This is a genomic window from Enterobacter sp. UPMP701 (assembly GCF_053709515.1).
The window spans coordinates 26,716-44,564 of record NZ_JBSKJN010000014.1; the positions used below are offsets into that span (position 1 = coordinate 26,716).

Sequence of the window (17,849 nt, forward strand, 5' to 3'; positions counted from 1 at the left end):
AGTGAACTATGGATGAACTAACGTGTTTTAAGACTTATGACATTCGTGGCGACGTTGACGTCAATCTCACGCCCGACATTGCGCGTCGCATCGGGCGGGCGTATGCCGCCTGGCTGCATCCCCGGCGCGTGGTGGTAGGGGCTGATGTCCGTCTCAGTTCAGAGGCGCTAAAAACGGCCCTGATCGACGGGCTTACCGCAGGCGGCGCCGATATCATCGACCTGGGCATGACCGGTACGGAAGAGGTCTATTTCGCCACCCGGGAATTGAGGGCAGACGGAGGGATCCAGGTGACGGCAAGCCACAATCCCGCGAATTACAACGGCTTTAAGCTGGTCGGTCTGGAGGCGCGCCCAATCAGTAATGACAACGGTCTGCTGGAGATCAAAGCGCTGGCAGAGCAAAACCGCTTTCCACCATGCGTGCGCCGTGGGAGTGTTTTTCCCTTCGACAATCGCCCGTCCTGGGTGAACTGTCTGCTGCGATTTCTCACTACGCCCCCGAAACGCATGTTACGCCTGGTGGTCAACGCCGGGCACGGCACCGCCGGTCCGGCGCTGGATGCCCTTGATGAGGGCCTGAAGCGTGCGGGCGTGCCGGTCGAGTTTATCCGTATACATCACCAGCCAGATGGCCGCTTTCCCGCTGGCGTACCTAACCCCATGCTGGCGGAAAACCGACAAAGTACCCGGCTGGCCGTCATCGAACATCACGCTGATGCTGGCATCGCCTGGGACGGAGATTTCGATCGCTGCTTTTTCTTCGACGAGTGCGGAAATTACGTTGAGAACTATTACCTGGTGGGGCTGTTTGCTGAACATTTTCTGCGGCGCTATCCCGGCAGCCGCGTCATTCTGGACCCCCGCTTAATCTGGAACTCGCTCGACGTGGTCGCACGCTGCGGCGGTACCGCAATCGTCAGTAAGACCGGGCATGCCTTCATCAAAGCCCGGATGCGCAAGGAAGACGCCATTTATGGTGGTGAGATGAGTGGTCATCACTATTTTCGCGATTTTAACTACTGCGATAGCGGCATGATCCCGCTGATCCTGATGCTCCAGATCCTGGGCGCGGCCGCGCAGCCGCTCTCTCAATGGATGCGCCACGCGCAGGCCCGCTATCCGGTGTCTGGCGAGATCAACCTGACCGTCAACGACCCGGTAGCCCTCCTCCATGACGTCGCCGCGCACTATGCCCCCGTCGCAGCCGGACGCGACGACTGTGACGGCCTGAGCCTGGCCTTCGCAGAGTGGCGTTTTAACCTGCGCGCCTCTAATACCGAGCCGCTGGTTCGCCTGAACGTTGAAGCGCGGGGAGATGCCGCCCTGCTTGTCCATAAAACCCATGAAGTTTTGATGCTGATTTCTGCCCTGCAAGCGGCTAAGGAGACGTTATGACCTCTCTGTCATTACGGCATATTCATAAAAAGTACGATAAAAACGTCATCGTGGCGGATCTGTCACTGGAGATAGCCTCGGGAGAATTTATCGTTCTCGTTGGCCCCTCCGGGTGTGGGAAATCGACGCTGCTGCGCATGATTGCGGGTTTAGAGACGCCCGACAGCGGCATGCTGATGATGGGCGATGAGAATGTCACCCATCTGGCGGCGGGTAAGCGAAGCCTGTCGATGGTTTTCCAGTCCTACGCCCTTTATCCGCATATGACCGTGCGGGAAAACCTCGCTTTTGGCTTGCATAATATCCGTACCCCGGAGGCCTGCATTGCGCAGCGCATCTCTCATGCCGCCGCCATGCTCAGGCTGGACGAGCTGCTCGACAGGCTTCCGCAACAGCTATCCGGCGGCCAGCGCCAGCGCGTGGCGATAGGTCGTTCTATCGTCCAGCAGCCCGCGCTATTCCTCTTTGACGAACCGCTCTCCAATCTGGACGCCGCTCTGCGGGTTGAAATGCGCCAGGAGATCCAGCAGCTCCACAATACCCTGAAAAACACCATGATTTACGTCACGCACGATCAGGTCGAAGCGATGACGCTGGCTGACCGTATCGTGGTGATGTGTAAAGGCAATATTGAGCAGACGGGTACGCCGCTTGAGTTATACAACGCCCCGGCGAACCGCTTTGTGGCTGAATTTATCGGGACGCCAAAAATCAATATGTTACCCGCCGTCTGGCAGCAGGGCGCATTGCATATCGACTCTGATACCGTTTTTCCGCTTTCGCGGCAGCCCGCAGGCATTCAGGAGGGGGAGCAGGTGTTTGTCGCAATCCGCCCTGAACACCTGCGTTATCAGCAGCCGGGGGATTTTAGTCTGGCCGGAAAAACGCGGCTATGCGAACTGCAAGGGGATTCCACTCTGGTGTGGCTGGACGTAGCAGGGCACGCCGTGTGTCTGAAATCCTTCCAGCAATTGAGTCTGCCCCCGCAACAGCGCATTACGCTCACCGTGCAGGAGGCTCATCTGCATCTCTTTGACGCGGCAGGTCAGCGGATAACATTGTCGGAAAATGCCGCCTGAGCGCAATATCAGGCGGCAAGAAACGCGCAAACTTATCCCTGTCGCAAGTTCTGCGCCGCCTTCACCATATTCGCCAGCGCCGCGCGCGTCTCCGGCCAGCCGCGGGTTTTGAGTCCGCAGTCCGGGTTCACCCACAGGCGTTCCGCCGGGATGCGCTGGGCCGCTTTTTGCAACAGCGATTCAATCCACTCCACGCTCGGGACGTTCGGAGAGTGAATGTCATACACGCCCGGCCCAATTTCGTTCGGATAGTCGAACTCTTCGAACGACTCCAGCAGCTCCATGTCTGAACGTGAGGTCTCGATGGTGATCACGTCAGCATCCAGCGCGGCAATCGAATCCATGATGTCGTTAAATTCGCAGTAACACATGTGGGTGTGGATCTGCGTGTCGTCCTTCGCCACCGCGGCGTTGATGCGGAACGCTTCCACGCCCCACTGCAGGTAGGCATCCCAGTCGCTGCGGCGCAGCGGCAACCCCTCGCGCAGCGCCGGTTCATCAATCTGGATAATACCAATGCCCGCCGCTTCCAGATCCGCCACTTCATCACGCAGCGCCAGCGCAATCTGTTTGGCAATGGTCTCGCGGGTCACGTCTTCACGCGGGAACGACCAGCAAAGAATGGTCACCGGGCCGGTCAGCATGCCTTTTACCGGCTTGTCGGTCAGGGACTGGGCATACTTCGCCCACTCAACCGTGATCGGTTCCGGACGGCTGACGTCGCCAATGACCACCGGCGGCTTCACGCAGCGGGAGCCATAGCTCTGCACCCAGCCGTTCTGAGTAAAGACAAAGCCGTCCAGGTGCTCACCAAAGTATTCCACCATGTCGTTACGCTCGGCCTCGCCGTGCACCAGCACGTCCAGCCCCAGGCGTTCCTGCTCGATAATCGCCTGCTTGATGTGTTCCGCGATACCGGTGCGGTAGTGATTCGCATCCAGATTGCCCTTTTTGAAGTCCAGCCGCAGGCCGCGGATCTCCGTCGTCTGCGGGAAAGAGCCGATCGTCGTGGTCGGCCATGCGGGCAGGTTAAAGCGGGCGCGCTGCGCTTCGGCGCGCACTTCATACGGGCTCTGGCGCTGGCTGTCCTGGTCGGTGATGGCCGCCAGACGTTTTTCTACCGCCGGGTTGTGCACGCGAGCCGAGTGCCGACGCGCCTGGATCGGGGCACTCCATTCGGTAATCGCCGCCGTGTCGCCGCTGTTCAGCGCGTCGCACAGCAGCGTCAGCTCTTCACATTTTTGCAGGGCGAAGGCAAACCAGCTTTTCACTTCAGGGTCGAGGCGGGTCTCCACGCTGAGATCGATCGGACTGTGCAGCAGCGAGCAGGAAGAGGCCACCCACAGTTCACGTTTGCCGACGATATCCTTGATTTGTGCGTATTTCTCGGTGAGATCGGCACGCCAGACGTTACGGCCGTTGACCAGTCCGGCAGAAAGCAGCCAGTCTGCAGGCAGGCGCTTGTGCAGCTCCGCCACATCATCCTTACCGTGAACCAGGTCAACGTGCAGGCCCTGAACCGGCAGCGCGGTAATGGTCTTCAGGTTCGGCGTCACGCCTTCAAAATAGGTGGTCAGCAGCAGCTTCACCTGACCGGTAAGCGCGTCATACGCCGGTTTAAAGGCATCGAGCCAAACCTGGGGCAGCTCCAGCACCAGCGCGGGTTCGTCGATTTGTACCCACTGAATGCCGCGCTTGCCCAGCTCAATCAGCACCTGTTTGTAGACCGGCAGAATATCGTTCAGCAGGCTGAGGCGGTCGAACTGCTCGCCCTTCACTTTACCCAACCACAGGTAGGTTACCGGCCCCAGCAATACGGGCTTCACCTGGTGGCCCAGCGCCAGCGCTTCGTCCACCTCATCCAGTAGCTGCGTCCAGGTCAGCGTAAACTGCTGACCTTTCACGAACTCCGGCACCATATAATGATAGTTAGTGTTAAACCACTTGGTCATTTCCGCCGCTGCCGCTGGCTCACCCGTTGGCGCACGGCCACGGCCGATGCGGAACAGGGTATCGATATCTACCGATCCATCTTTGTTCTGATGACGAGCCGGCACGTTGCCCAGCAGCAGGCTGGTCGTCAGAACATGGTCGTACCAGGCGAAATCGCCCACCGGCAGCAGGTCAATGCCCGCCTGCTTTTGCTGCTCCCAGTGACGGGCACGCAACTCGCGCCCTACCGCCAGCAGCTCTTCACGGGTGGCGTTACCCGCCCAGTAGCTTTCTTGCGCTTTTTTCAGCTCGCGACGCAGACCAACACGAGGAAAACCGAGAGTGTGAGTGCGGATTGTCATGGCATACCCCTTATAGAAATTCGTTATTTAGACGTCCAGATGTTTACACTTCTATAATTGGCAGGTACTGTATATTCCTCAAGCGCAAAATGTTCATGGCGAAGTGAAGGACTTTCATGATCGAGATTAAACACCTGAAAACGCTACAAGCGTTGCGGAACTGCGGTTCGCTCGCGGCGGCTGCGGCCACGCTGCACCAGACGCAGTCCGCCCTTTCTCACCAGTTCAGCGATCTGGAGCAACGCCTCGGCTTCCGTCTTTTTGTGCGTAAGAGCCAGCCTCTGCGCTTTACGCCGCAGGGGGAAATTCTGCTGCAGCTGGCGAATCAGGTACTGCCGCAGATCGCCAGCGCGCTGCAGTCCTGTAACGAGCCGCAGCAGACGAAACTGCGCATCGCCATTGAGTGCCACAGCTGTATTCAGTGGCTGACCCCCGCGCTTGAGAACTTTCGCCAGAAGTGGCCGCAGGTGGAGATGGACTTCAAATCCGGCGTGACCTTTGACCCGCAGCCGTCGCTGCAGCAGGGCGAGCTGGATCTGGTGATGACCTCTGACATACTGCCACGCAGCGGCCTGCACTATTCGCCGATGTTTGATTTTGAAGTGCGCCTGGTGCTGGCGCCGGATCATCCGCTGGCCGCCAAAACGCGCATCACGCCGGAAGACCTGGCGACGGAAACACTGCTGATTTACCCGGTCCAGCGCAGCCGCCTGGATATCTGGCGTCACTTCCTGCAACCAGCAGGCATTAGCCCGCAGCTGAAAAGCGTGGATAACACCCTGCTGTTGATTCAGATGGTGGCGGCCAGTATGGGTATTGCTGCGCTGCCGCACTGGGTGGTGGAAAGTTTTGAGCGCCAGGGCCTGGTCGTCACCAAAACCCTGGGGGAAGGACTGTGGAGCCGACTGTACGCTGCCGTGCGCGATGGCGAGCAGCGTCAGCCGATTACGGAAGCGTTTATTCGCTCAGCGCGGAATCACGCGTGCGACCATCTTCCGTTTGTGCGGAGCGCGGAGCGACCCAGCGGCGATGGACCCACAGTGAAGCCAGGATCACCGCTCCCCCAATAAGGAAGCTCGGCCAGTGCGGCTGTTCCTGCCAGATGGCGAGGTTCACCAGCAACCCCGCCGGTACATGCACGTTGTTCATGATCCCCAGCGTCCCGGCGTCTACCTGCGTAGCGCCGTAGTTCCACATAAAGTAGCCCAGCCCTGACGCCACCACGCCCAGCCACACCAGAACGCCCCACTGTACAGAGGTGGTCGGCAGCTTTTGCGGGTTGCCGAGCATAAACCACGCCGCCACCGCGACAATCGCGGCCCCCATGTAGAACCACGCAAACGCGTTGTGTTGCGGCATCGGGCGGGTTTCCATCAGGCGCTTGTAGCCCACCATGCCGATGGCGAAACTGATGTTGGCAAGCTGGACGAACATCAGCCCGGTCCAGAAGTGATCGCTCACCTTGTCGTAGCGAATGATCGCCGCCCCCACCACCGCCAGCGCGGCACTCAGCAGGTATCCCCAGCGCAGACGGCGCTTGCTGAGCAGGTCGTAAATCAGCGTGATGTAGAGCGGCGTCAGCACGGTGAACAGCAGAAATTCCGAGACGGACAAGTAGACGTAAGCCCGGAAGCTGAACAGATACATGATGCCGAGCTGCATCGCGCCTACCAGCATATACAGCAGGATCGTTTTCAGCGATTGCCCGCGCGCGCGCAGAAACGGCAGGAACACCAGCGCCGCCAGCCCCACGCGCATCAGCACCGAGAAGTAGCTGTCGACCGCACCGGCAAGGTATTCGCCAATCAGGCTAAAGGAGAAGGCCCACAGGATAGTGGTGATAATGAGTAGCGCCACAATGCTTGTCTCTCAGAAAGAAGGAGAGGCATTGTAGCGAACTCTTCAGTTGACAACTGAGCAATAAATAATCGAATGAAGATTATTCAAGGAACAGTTTGCGCAGATACTTCGGTACCGCGTTGTCTGCGTTGGTGCCGATCACTTCCAGCTCCGGGTGCAGATCCTTCAGGCGCTGGTGTGCGTTTTCCATGATGCAGCCTTTGCCCGCCATGGAGAGCATCTCGGCATCGTTCATGCCGTCGCCGAAGGCGATGCAGTCTTTCAACTCAAAGCCCAGACGTTTTGCTACCGCTTCCAGCGCATGACCTTTGGAGACGCCGCCCGCCATCACTTCCAGACAGGTCAGCGTGGAGAAGCTCACATTCACGCGGTCGCCCCAGCGGGCGTTAATCGCCTGCTCCAGCGGCAGCAATTCCTCATGATTGACACAGGTGAAGAACACCTTACTGATCCCTTCCGGCTCCAGCAGACCCGGCTCGTACAGTGAGTACTGGAATACGGCTTCCTTGAAGAAGCGCATCTCTTCCGGGCGGTGGCGGTTCATAAACCATTCGTCGTCGCGGTATACGTTGGTGACGATAGCCGGGTTGTTATGCACCACGCCGAAGAGATCGGCGGCAATATCGCGATCCAGGTTGTGGGTGAAGATCAGGTTGCCATCCGTGTCGTGAACGCGTGCACCGTTGGAGGTGATCATGTACGACTTGATCTCCAGATTATCGCGGATCTGCCCCACGTCCACGTGGTGGCGGCCGGTGGCGAACACAAAGTTCACGCCACGGGCAGTGAGGAGTTTTAAGGTCTCTTTCGCGTAAGGCGACAGGGTGTGGTCAGGGGAAAGCAGCGTGCCATCTAAATCAGATGCAACAACCTGGTACATAGGGATTTCAACCTCTGGTGGAAAACAATAATCAATTATGCCTGTTGAAAAATTCAACAATGGCGTTGAGCGCGACTGAGCGCATAGCGTCCTTTTCAAAAAGGATCTCATGGTACGCGCCGTTGATGACCAGCGGTTTACCCCCTTCACAAGGGTGACCGGCTGCAGCGCGCAGTTCACAATAGCGGTCATGCATGCGGTTATCCACCACACGCTCTTCCTCCGCCTGAATCAGAAGCGTCGGCGTGTCATCATCGCCTACGCCCGCCAGCACCTGCTCTCCGGCCAGAATGCCCTCCCGCACCCAGTGCCAGGTCGGGCCGCCGACGCGCAAGCGCGGTTCATCGGCATAAAAGCGCAGGTTGCGGCGATAGCGCTGCCGACTGTGGGTCAGAACGTTGATGGCGAACGGCAATGCGCGCCAGCGTCCGGTTCCGATGGCATAGCCTTCACGGATGCGCTGATGGCCCTCAGCCCAGTCGAGAAGATGGCGCACCATCCAGTCGGGAAAACGAATGACAATACCGTACATCGGCGCGGTCAGCGCAATGGCGTCGCACTGGTGCTCATACCGCTGCAAAAACAGCGTCGAAATGGCGCCGCCCATGGAGTGCGCAAGGATGTACCGCTTGCGCCAGGGGCCAGGCTGCACTTCCTGCTGCCAGAACGCGGCAAAATCGTCGACGTAATCGCTGAAGTGATCCACGTGTCCACGGTGCGTATCCGGCAGCATACGACCGGACAACCCCTGTCCACGGTGGTCGATGATCAGCACGTCGAAGCCCAAATGGACCAGGTCGTAGGCCAGTTCGGCATATTTAACGTAGCTTTCGATACGTCCGGGGCAGACGACAATCACCCGGTCATTTTTTTCATTGCGGAAACGAACGAAGCGCACCGGGATGCCCCCGACGCCCGTAAACTCATCTTCCTCACGCTGCCGCCAGAAATCGGTCAGCGGCCCCATAGAGAAAGCAGCAAAAGCGTTTTCTCGTGTTTCCCAGTCCTTTTTCTGCTGAAACATTGGGTATCCACTCACGTAATCCAGGGAATATCGTTTTTTTCGTCACCGGTCACAAAATGACGCAATAATAGCGTATTGTGGCATAAAAATAGACGGTTCGGGAGTTTCAAATGACCTTCGAGTGGTGGTTCGCCTACCTGCTGACATCCATAATCCTCAGCCTTTCACCCGGCTCGGGAGCGATTAACACCATGACCACCTCCATCAACCACGGCTACCGCGGTGCGGCGGCGTCGATTACCGGATTGCAGACCGGGCTGGGCATTCATATTGTGCTGGTAGGGATTGGCCTGGGGACCCTTTTCTCCCGTTCAGTGCTGGCCTTTGAGGTGCTGAAATGGGCCGGTGCAGCGTATCTGATCTGGCTGGGTATTCAGCAGTGGCGCGCGGCAGGCTCCATTAACCTGAATACGCTCGCTCAGACGCAAAATCGCGGTCATTTGTTTAAGCGCGCGGTATTCGTGAACCTGACGAACCCGAAAAGCATTGTGTTCCTCGCCGCGCTGTTCCCGCAGTTTATCGTCCCGCATCAGCCGCAGGTGATGCAGTACGTGCTGCTGGGCGCGACCACCATTATCGTCGATATCATCGTGATGATTGGTTACGCGACGCTGGCGCAGCGGATTGCGGCGTGGATTAAAGGGCCTAAGCAGATGAAGGCCCTGAACAAAGTCTTTGGTTCGCTGTTTATGCTGGTGGGCGCGCTGCTTGCGTCAGCGCGTCATGCCTAGCGAGAGATGATGAGATGAATGCCAAAACCGGCGAACAGCGCGCCAGCGAAGCCGTCGATCCACTTCGCGATGCGCTGGTAGCCGCGACGCATCGCCGGTAAGGCAAACAGGCTGGCCACGATGGTAAACCAGGCGAACGTCTCGACGACGATCAGCAGGAAGATCCCCCAGCGCGCGCCTGCGCCGACGCTATCACCGACAAACAGCGAGAATACCGAGCCGAAGTAAATAATCGCTTTCGGGTTCGCCAGGTTAGTCAGCAGCCCCTTCACAAAGCTGCGGCCGCCCGTTGCCAGCTCAACCTTTGGCTCTTCCGGTTTTTTCTCTTCTTTCTTCAATGCCCCGCGCAGCATCTGGTAGCCCATCCAGCACAGGTACAGCCCGCCACCAACCATAATGATGTTATGCAGCCAGGCCATCTTTGCCAGGATCAGGTTCAGACCGAGCAGCGCGACCGCCGCCCAGACCATAACGCCCATGGTAATACCGAGTACGCCCATCATCGCCTCTTTGCGGGAGCGGCTGACGGCGGTTTGCGACACGAAGAAAAAGTCAGGGCCAGGGCTCATCAGCGCAACGATGTGCACTAATGCCACGGTGAGAAATAGCATTAACATAATTAGCTCGCGGGGAAATAATGTAGTGAGTCATCATCCTGGCACTTTTTTGGCCAGCTGACTACTCCTCGTCATCACCATCGGCGTGAGAGCGAATGAGCGCCATAAACTCTTTACCGAAGCGCTCTAGCTTGCGCGTTCCCACGCCGTTAACGCTGAGCATTTCGCTTGCGCTGAGCGGCATCTGCTCGGCCATCTCGATAAGCGTCGCGTCGTTGAACACCACGTAAGGCGGGATGTTCTCTTCATCGGCAATGGCTTTACGCAGCTTGCGCAGCTTGGCGAACAGCTTGCGGTCGTAGTTGCCGCCGTAGGATTTCTGCATCACGCGCGGCTTGAGGGCAATGACGCGCGGCACGGCGAGCTTGAGTTCAACCTCGCCACGCAGGACCGGTCGCGCCGCCTCGGTAAGCTGAAGCGCGGAGTGCTGGGCAATGTTCTGCGTGGCGAAGCCGAGGTGGATCAGCTGGCGAATGATGCTCACCCAGTGCTCGTGGCTCTGATCTTTACCGATGCCGTAGACCGGCAGCTTGTCGTGACCCATATCGCGGATACGCTGGTTATTAGCCCCGCGCAGCACTTCCACCACGTAGCCCATCCCAAAGCGCTGGTTCACGCGTCCGATAGTCGAGAGCGCTTTGCGCGCGTCCATCAGGCCATCGTACTGCTTCGGCGGATCCAGGCAGATATCGCAGTTGCCGCACGGCTCCTGACGCCCTTCACCAAAGTAGTTGAGCAGCACCAGACGGCGACAGGTTTGCGCTTCAGCGAAGGCACCCATGGCGTTAAGCTTGTGGCGTTCGATGTCCTGCAACTGCCCCTGCGGCTTCTCTTCCAGACAGCGGCGCAGCCACGCCATATCGGCCGGATCGTAAAACAGCATCGCTTCCGCAGGCAGCCCGTCACGCCCGGCACGGCCGGTTTCCTGATAGTAGGATTCGATATTGCGCGGAATGTCGAAGTGCACCACAAAGCGCACGTTGGGCTTGTTGATCCCCATCCCGAACGCCACCGTCGCGACGACGATTTGCAGGTCGTCGCGCTGGAATTTCTCCTGCACGTCGGCGCGGATGTGGTTCTCTAACCCGGCGTGATACGCGGCGGCGCTAAAGCCGCGGTTTTGCAGACGCGCGGCGGTGTCTTCCACCTTTGCGCGGCTATTGCAGTAGATGATGCCGGACTTGCCGCGCTGCTCCTGAACGTAGCGCAGGAGCTGATCCAGCGGCTTGAACTTTTCCATCAGCATATAGCGGATGTTCGGGCGGTCGAAGCTGCTGACCTGAATATACGGGTCGTTCAGACCAAGCAGGCGAACGATATCCTGACGCGTGGTGTCATCCGCCGTGGCGGTAAGCGCCATAAACGGCAGCTCGGGGAAGCGCTGACGCAGCTGGCCAAGAGCGGCATATTCCGGGCGGAAATCGTGCCCCCACTGGGAGATACAGTGTGCTTCATCCACCGCCAGCAGGACCGGATTCCAGTGCGCCAGATGATCGAGGAAGTTATCCAGCATCAGGCGCTCGGGGGCGATATACAGCAGGCGGATCTGCCCGGTGCGGCACCCGGCCATCACCTCTTGCTGCTGCTCCCGGGTTTGCGTCGAGTTAAGGCAGGCGGCCGCCACGCCGTTGGCAAGCAGCTGATCCACCTGGTCTTTCATCAGCGAAATAAGGGGAGATACCACGACCGTCAGGCCGTTCAGCACCAGCGCAGGCACCTGGTAACAGAGGGATTTCCCGCCGCCGGTCGGCATCACCACCAGACAGTCCCGACCTTCCAGCACGGTTTCAATGATGGTTTCCTGGCCGGGGCGGAACTGCTGGTAGCCAAAGGTTTCATGCAAAACCTGTTTAGCCAGCGACTCCTGATTCAATACTTCCGCCTGCGCCACGTTAACCCCATATGCCAGAAATGAAACAGGCGCTATTTTCAGCGCCTGAGAGAGAAACTTCAACGTTTAACGCAAAAACATTCGAGCAGCTTAGAAAATATCGTTCAGCATGACGCCCACACCCACGCGGGTCTGGTTGAAATTGTAGTCGATCAGCGACTCGCCGTAACCGCTGTATACCTGCGTGTAGAGACGAACGTGTTTCGTTACCGGGTAGCTCAGGCCAAGCTCTGCGCCGCCGTACCCGGTGTTCCAGTTGTACTGGCCTTTGGCGCTCAGCACGGCATCACCTAACTGATAGCCCACTTTAAGCTGATAGTAGCCCATGTATTTGGTGATATCCGGGTTGTCATCGGTGTCACCCACAACAAACCACGGCTTCACTTCCACCATCAAATTGCCGTTCTGCGCCATCAGGCGCGTGTAGGCACGGTTCCAGCTGCGTGAGGTTGGGTCAGAACGACCGTTAGAATCGTGATTAAAGCCGACTTCGACGTCGCGCAACGTCCAGCCAGCAAATTCGTAGTCCGTTGCGAAGCCGAGGAACAGCTGCGGTTCATAGTTGGTTTCGCGGAAGGGTGAAGATTCTCCGCTGTTTGAGAGCTGCCACCAGGATTTCTGCGTATAAGACGCACCGAACACCGAGTTCGGCCCCAGAATGCCGCGCCAGAACGGGAAGGCGAGGCTGAGCTGGTACTTCACCTCATCTTTACGCGCATTATCGGACCAGTTATAGGAACTTATCGCCTCTTTGTTGAGGTCGCTGGTCTGGGTGTAAATCACGTAGTTGGTGTCGTACGGGTAGAGCGTGAACGGATTGTCATGCTCCTGTAGCATATTGGCGATGATGCTGCCCTTAACGGCAGGTTTATCATGGACTTCTTTAATCGTCGCTTCCTGCGCATATGCTGTGAGGGGCAGCGCAACCGCCGCCAGTAACCAGGCCAGATACGTCCGCATCGGTGGTGTTCTCCTGCAAAGAGTAAGATTACCTGAATAGTTATGAGGCGAACATTCTACAGACTTCTGCGATAACTGCTGCATCCTCGTTTCTGAAAGTGGAATTCCTTATTGCTGAGGCATAAAATCAACATTTCATTAACAATAAGGATGTGATGCCTCATGTCAGCCATGCTTACCGCCGAAGAAGTGTTAAAACTCGTGGGCGAGATTTTTGTTTACCATATGCCGTTTAACCGTGCGCTGGGACTGGAGCTGGAGCGTTACGAAAAAGAGTTTGCTCAGCTGAGTTTCAACAATCAGCCAATGATGGTGGGTAACTGGGCGCAAAGTATTTTGCACGGCGGGGTGATTGCCTCCGCGCTGGACGTGGCGGCGGGTCTGGTTTGCGTGGGCAGTACGCTGACGCGGCATGACACCATCAACGAAGACGAACTCCGCCAGCGCCTGGCGCGCATGGGCACCATTGATTTACGCGTCGACTATCTTCGCCCGGGGCGCGGAAATCGCTTTACCTGTACAAGCAGCCTGCTGCGCGCCGGGAATAAAGTTGCCGTGGCGCGCGTTGAGCTGCACAACGAAGAACAGGTTTATATCGCCAGCGCAACCGCCACTTATATGGTGGGTTGAGGCGGCAAAATCGGGTAAAATTGATTCACTTTTATGTAACGGATTTTCCCGATGGATGCTAAACAGACGCGGCAGGGCGTTTTACTCGCCCTTGCCGCTTATTTTATTTGGGGTATCGCACCGGCGTACTTCAAATTTATCGCTTATGTACCGGCCGATGAGATCCTCACCCACCGCGTCATCTGGTCGTTTTTCTTTATGATCGCGCTGATGAGCATCAGCCGTCAGTGGTCAGGCGTCAAAACGCTGCTAAAAACCCCTAAAAAGGTTTTCCTGCTGGCGCTCTCTGCGGTGCTGATCGGCGGCAACTGGCTGCTGTTCATCTGGGCGGTGAATAACCACCACATGCTCGAAGCCAGCCTCGGCTACTTTATTAACCCGCTGGTGAATATCGTGCTGGGGATGATTTTCCTCGGTGAGCGCTTCCGCCGGATGCAGTGGGTGGCGGTGATTCTGGCCTTCTGCGGCGTGCTGGTGCAGCTCTGGACCTTCGGCTCGCTGCCGATTATTGCCCTCGGTCTGGCGTTCAGCTTTGCATTCTACGGTCTGGTACGTAAGAAAATTGCGGTAGAAGCGCAGACCGGGATGCTGTTTGAAACCCTGTGGCTGCTGCCGGTGGCGGCGATTTACCTGTTTGGCATTGCCGACAGCGCGACCAGCCATATGGGCAGTAACCCATGGTCGCTGAACCTGATGCTGATGGCGGCAGGCGTGGTGACCACCATTCCTCTGCTGTGCTTCACCGGTGCAGCAACGCGCCTGCGACTCTCCACGCTGGGCTTCTTCCAGTACATTGGCCCGACGCTGATGTTCCTGCTGGCAGTGGTGTTTTACGGCGAAGTGCCGGGTGCGGATAAGATGGTGACCTTCGCCTTTATCTGGGTGGCGCTGGCGATTTTCGTCGCCGATGCGATTTATACCCAGCGCAGGACCCGCAGAGGAATGTAGGTGTTTTGTAGGGCGGGTAAGCGAGCGCCACCCGCCAGATTTTTATAGCCAGTTCCGGCGTTTGAAATAGAGATACGGCGCCAGCCCCGCGAGGATCATAAAGATAATCGCTCCCGGGTAGCCAAAGCTCCACTTTAGCTCCGGCATAAACTCAAAGTTCATCCCATAGCTGGATGCCACCAGCGTTGGCGGCAGGAACACCACGGACACCACCGAGAAGATCTTGATGATGCGGTTCTGCTCGATGTTGATAAAGCCCATCGCCGCCTGCATCAGGAAGTTCACCTTCTGAAACAGGGATTCGTTGTGCGGCAGCAGGGATTCGATGTCGCGTAAGATTTCACGCGCCTGCTCCAGCTGACCGCCCGGCAGACGCGCCTTACGCACCAGGAAGTTCAACGCGCGCTGGGTATCCATCAGACACAAACGCACCTTCCAGCCAATATCTTCCAGCTCCGCCAGCGTGGAGAGCGCTTCGTCGTACTCATCACCCTGATGGCCTTCCATGATCACGCGGCTCAGCTTTTCCAGGTCGCTGTAGATGTTTTCAATTTCGTCCGCCAGCTGTTCAATTTTGGTTTCGAACAGATCGAGCAGCAGCTCGTAGGCGTTGCCGTCCACCATCGCCTGGCTGCGGGCGCGCATGCGGTAGAGACGAAATGCCGGTAGTTCGCGCTCGCGCAGGGTAAACAGACGGCCGTCGCGAATGGTGAACGCCACGGTGGAGTTACCCGCGTGATCTTCCGCATCTTCAAAGAAGAAGAAGGAGTGAATGTGCAGGCCGTCTTCATCTTCAAAGAAACGCGCAGAGGCTTCGATGTCTTCCAGTTCCGGACGGGTTGCCAGGCTTTGCCCCAGCTCAGATTGTACGCGAAGGCGCTCATCGTCGTCCGGCTCGACCAGATCCACCCATACGGCATCAACGAGGGGCTGTGACTCTTCGGCTTCAAGCCGAGTCAGTCGGTTATTTTCGAGTTGAAATGCGCTCAACATGACCGGGACTCCCAATGCAAAAAATATCGGACAGTTCGGTGGGCACACAGAAACAAATTGGGTTTCAGACCATTAAACAGCCTGACTCAGCGCGACGGGAATAATGCAGTCGCTGACAACCACTAAGGCCATCAGCAAGAGGAGATAGCCTTAGGAGTTGTTCCTGGATGACAGGGAATTGAGCCAGTATCTACTGGGTGTGTCCAAGGCGAATGTCCTCTTAGCGTAATCGTGCGCGCATGTTACGCCAGCAGTAACTGCGGCGTCAACACGCAACGGAACGCTGAAGGGCATTAATTGACCTTCAACGTATAAGGCTAGCAGATTATTACAAAATAATGATATTTTTCTGAAAGTTACACTGTTTCCAGCTTCGCGTAAGCGGCCACCAGCCATTTGATCCCCTGGCCCTGGAACGCGACCTGCAGTCGGCTGTGCTCGCCGCTGCCTTCCAGATTCACAATGGTGCCTTCACCAAACTTCGAGTGACGCACGCGCTGGCCCAGCTTGTAGCCGGTGTCGGTTTCAGCAATCGGCGATCCCATGCGCTGATGGCTGACCGGACGGCTGATGCTGGCACGCAGACGCACCTCTTCCACGCACTCTTCCGGCAGTTCGCCGATAAAACGCGACGGACGGTGATAAACCTCTTTACCGTACAAACGTCGGGTTTCGGCGTAGGTCAGCGTCAGCTTTTGCATGGCGCGGGTGACGCCAACGTAGGCCAGACGACGCTCCTCTTCCAGACGTCCGCCTTCATCCAGCGACATCTGGCTCGGGAACATCCCCTCTTCCATCCCGACGATAAACACCTGCGGGAACTCCAGACCTTTAGCGGAGTGCAGGGTCATCAGTTGAACCGCGTCCTGCCAGGTGTCCGCCTGCCCTTCACCCGCTTCCAGCGCGGCGTGAGAGAGGAACGCCTGCAACGGCATCAGGTCTTCGTCTTCTTCGTTGTAGCTGAACTGGCGCGTTGCCGTCACCAGTTCCTCTAAGTTCTCAATACGGGTCTGGCCTTTCTCGCCTTTTTCCTGCTCGTACATGGTGCGCAGGCCGGAGTCTTTGATCACCCGGTCGGTCTGGACGTGCAGCGGCATGTCGGCCGTTTCCTGCGCCAGGGCGTCGATTAACTCCAGGAAGCGCTGCAATGCGCTGGCGGCGCGTCCGGCGAGGGCTTTTTCCTGTAACAGCTCGCGGCACGCCTGCCACAGCGTGAGCTGACGATCGCGCGAGGCCTGACGCACCACGTCCAGCGTACGGTCGCCAATCCCGCGGGTCGGCGTGTTCACCACGCGCTCAAACGCCGCGTCGTCGTTACGGTTGGCGATCAGGCGCAGATACGAGAGCGCATCTTTGATTTCCTGACGTTCGAAGAATCGCATACCGCCATAAATGCGGTACGGCATGCTCACCTGCAGCAGCGCCTCTTCCAGCACGCGCGACTGGGCGTTGCTGCGGTAGAGAATGGCGCACTGCTCCAGCGCGCCGCCGTTGTCCTGCCAGGTTTTGATGCGGTTCACCACAAAGCGGGCTTCGTCGAGCTCGTTGAAGGCGCAGTAAATCGAAATCGGTTCGCCGTCGACGCCGTCGGTCCACAGCTTTTTCCCCAGACGCCCGTTGTTGTTTTCAATCAGGGCGTTGGCCGCACTCAGGATGTTGCTGGTTGAGCGGTAGTTCTGCTCCAGACGGATGGTTTGCGCGCCGGGGAAATCGTTGAGGAAGCGCTGGATGTTCTCCACCTGCGCGCCGCGCCAGCCGTAGATAGACTGATCGTCATCGCCCACGATCATTACCTTGCCGGTATCACCGGCCAGCAGGCGGATCCACGCGTACTGGATGTTGTTGGTATCCTGGAATTCGTCCACCAGGATGTTGGTGAAGCGTTCGCGGTAGTGCTGCAGAATGTGCGGCTTGTTGAGCCACAGTTCGTGGGCGCGCAGCAGCAGCTCGGCGAAATCCACCAGGCCGGCGCGATCGCACGCTTCCTGATAGGCCTTATAGACGTTCTGCCAGGTCTGCTCGACCGGGTTGCCGAAGCTCTGGATGTGATGCGGACGCAGCCCTTCGTCTTTCTGGCCGTTGATGTACCACATCGCCTGACGCGGCGGCCACTGCTTCTCGTCGAGGTTCATCGCCTTGATCAGGCGTTTCAGCAGACGGAGCTGGTCTTCGCTGTCGAGGATCTGGAAATCCTGCGGCAGGTTGGCGTCCATATGGTGCGCGCGCAGCAGGCGATGCGCCAGGCCGTGGAAGGTGCCAACCCACATGCCGCCCTGGCTGGTGCCCATCAGCTGAGCGATACGGTGGCGCATCTCTGCCGCCGCCTTGTTGGTAAACGTCACCGCCATGATGGAGTACGGCGAGCAGTTCTCCACGCTCTGCAGCCAGGCGATACGGTGAACCAGCACGCGCGTCTTACCACTGCCCGCTCCAGCCAGCACCAGCAGGTTGGTGCGCGAGGCGGCAACCGCGTCACGCTGTTTGTCATTAAGGCTGTCGAGCAGGTAAGAAACGTCCATTGGCACCGTCACGTTATGTCGGGCAG

General features: G+C 58.0%; 16 protein-coding genes. 6 read left to right on the forward strand and 10 right to left on the reverse strand.

Annotation, left to right across the window (positions count from 1 at the left end; translation table 11 throughout):
* Positions 1-8 precede the first annotated feature (8 nt).
* The gene (locus ACWKXT_RS20940) at positions 9-1,397 is read left to right on the forward strand and encodes a phosphomannomutase CpsG (protein WP_454533334.1); all 1,389 of its coding nucleotides are present in this window, start codon (positions 9-11) and stop codon (positions 1,395-1,397) included.
* Positions 1,394-2,476 carry an ABC transporter ATP-binding protein gene (locus ACWKXT_RS20945; RefSeq protein ID WP_454533335.1) on the forward strand — a complete coding sequence of 361 codons (1,083 nt, stop codon included), beginning with the start codon at positions 1,394-1,396 and terminating at the stop codon, positions 2,474-2,476. The genes ACWKXT_RS20940 and ACWKXT_RS20945 overlap by 4 nt, the downstream gene beginning before the upstream one ends.
* 32 nt (positions 2,477-2,508) lie before the next feature.
* Here the strand turns inward: ACWKXT_RS20945 and metE are convergent, their stop codons facing one another.
* Positions 2,509-4,770 carry a 5-methyltetrahydropteroyltriglutamate--homocysteine S-methyltransferase gene (gene metE, locus ACWKXT_RS20950; RefSeq protein ID WP_454533336.1) on the reverse strand — a complete coding sequence of 754 codons (2,262 nt, stop codon included), beginning with the start codon at positions 4,768-4,770 and terminating at the stop codon, positions 2,509-2,511.
* A gap of 116 nt (positions 4,771-4,886) precedes the next feature.
* Here metE and metR point away from each other — a divergent pair, with 116 nt between their 5' ends.
* Positions 4,887-5,840, forward strand: coding sequence for an HTH-type transcriptional regulator MetR (gene metR, locus ACWKXT_RS20955; RefSeq protein ID WP_454533337.1), 954 nt, complete (start codon positions 4,887-4,889; stop codon positions 5,838-5,840).
* Here metR and ACWKXT_RS20960 read toward each other — a convergent pair.
* The 3 genes from ACWKXT_RS20960 to pldB all read right to left on the reverse strand — a co-directional run bounded on the left by ACWKXT_RS20960 (position 5,728) and on the right by pldB (position 8,534).
* Complete coding sequence (locus ACWKXT_RS20960) at positions 5,728-6,627, reverse strand: carboxylate/amino acid/amine transporter (RefSeq protein WP_454529423.1); 900 nt, start codon at positions 6,625-6,627, stop codon at positions 5,728-5,730. The two genes, metR and ACWKXT_RS20960, sit on opposite strands and share 113 nt — an antisense overlap.
* 82 nt (positions 6,628-6,709) lie before the next feature.
* Positions 6,710-7,510: a sugar/pyridoxal phosphate phosphatase YigL gene (gene yigL / locus ACWKXT_RS20965; RefSeq protein ID WP_454529424.1), complete on the reverse strand. Its 801-nt coding sequence runs from the start codon at positions 7,508-7,510 to the stop codon at positions 6,710-6,712.
* Between the two features lie 31 nt (positions 7,511-7,541).
* On the reverse strand, positions 7,542-8,534 hold the full coding sequence (pldB, locus tag ACWKXT_RS20970; RefSeq protein WP_454529425.1) for a lysophospholipase L2: 993 nt from the start codon (positions 8,532-8,534) through the stop codon (positions 7,542-7,544).
* A 110-nt stretch (positions 8,535-8,644) separates the two neighbouring features.
* Here pldB and rhtB point away from each other — a divergent pair, with 110 nt between their 5' ends.
* The gene (rhtB, locus tag ACWKXT_RS20975; RefSeq protein WP_454533338.1) at positions 8,645-9,265 is read left to right on the forward strand and encodes a homoserine/homoserine lactone efflux protein; all 621 of its coding nucleotides are present in this window, start codon (positions 8,645-8,647) and stop codon (positions 9,263-9,265) included.
* On the opposite strand, the gene rhtC is transcribed toward rhtB, so the two are convergent.
* The 3 genes from rhtC to pldA all read right to left on the reverse strand — a co-directional run bounded on the left by rhtC (position 9,262) and on the right by pldA (position 12,733).
* Positions 9,262-9,882: a threonine export protein RhtC gene (gene rhtC, locus ACWKXT_RS20980; protein WP_010426287.1), complete on the reverse strand. Its 621-nt coding sequence runs from the start codon at positions 9,880-9,882 to the stop codon at positions 9,262-9,264. The genes rhtB and rhtC overlap by 4 nt on opposite strands.
* 61 nt (positions 9,883-9,943) lie before the next feature.
* Positions 9,944-11,773: an ATP-dependent DNA helicase RecQ gene (gene recQ, locus ACWKXT_RS20985; protein WP_454529428.1), complete on the reverse strand. Its 1,830-nt coding sequence runs from the start codon at positions 11,771-11,773 to the stop codon at positions 9,944-9,946.
* 90 nt (positions 11,774-11,863) lie between these two features.
* The gene (pldA, locus tag ACWKXT_RS20990) at positions 11,864-12,733 is read right to left on the reverse strand and encodes a phospholipase A (RefSeq protein ID WP_454529429.1); all 870 of its coding nucleotides are present in this window, start codon (positions 12,731-12,733) and stop codon (positions 11,864-11,866) included.
* 162 nt (positions 12,734-12,895) lie between these two features.
* Between pldA and yigI the strand changes: the two genes are divergently transcribed.
* Both yigI and rarD read left to right on the forward strand, forming a co-directional pair.
* On the forward strand, positions 12,896-13,363 hold the full coding sequence (gene yigI / locus ACWKXT_RS20995; protein WP_028014789.1) for an acyl-CoA thioesterase YigI: 468 nt from the start codon (positions 12,896-12,898) through the stop codon (positions 13,361-13,363).
* Between the two features lie 51 nt (positions 13,364-13,414).
* Positions 13,415-14,311, forward strand: coding sequence for an EamA family transporter RarD (gene rarD, locus ACWKXT_RS21000; protein ID WP_454529430.1), 897 nt, complete (start codon positions 13,415-13,417; stop codon positions 14,309-14,311).
* Between the two features lie 42 nt (positions 14,312-14,353).
* Here rarD and corA read toward each other — a convergent pair whose 3' ends face one another.
* From corA to uvrD, 3 genes are all read right to left on the reverse strand, one after another.
* On the reverse strand, positions 14,354-15,304 hold the full coding sequence (corA, locus tag ACWKXT_RS21005; protein ID WP_080330379.1) for a magnesium/cobalt transporter CorA: 951 nt from the start codon (positions 15,302-15,304) through the stop codon (positions 14,354-14,356).
* A 150-nt stretch (positions 15,305-15,454) separates the two neighbouring features.
* Positions 15,455-15,511, reverse strand: coding sequence for a YsgD/CorL family protein (gene ysgD / locus ACWKXT_RS21010; RefSeq protein WP_212743980.1), 57 nt, complete (start codon positions 15,509-15,511; stop codon positions 15,455-15,457).
* Positions 15,512-15,660: 149 nt separating this feature from the next.
* The gene (uvrD, locus tag ACWKXT_RS21015) at positions 15,661-17,823 is read right to left on the reverse strand and encodes a DNA helicase II (protein WP_023333805.1); all 2,163 of its coding nucleotides are present in this window, start codon (positions 17,821-17,823) and stop codon (positions 15,661-15,663) included.
* Positions 17,824-17,849: the final 26 nt, after the last annotated feature.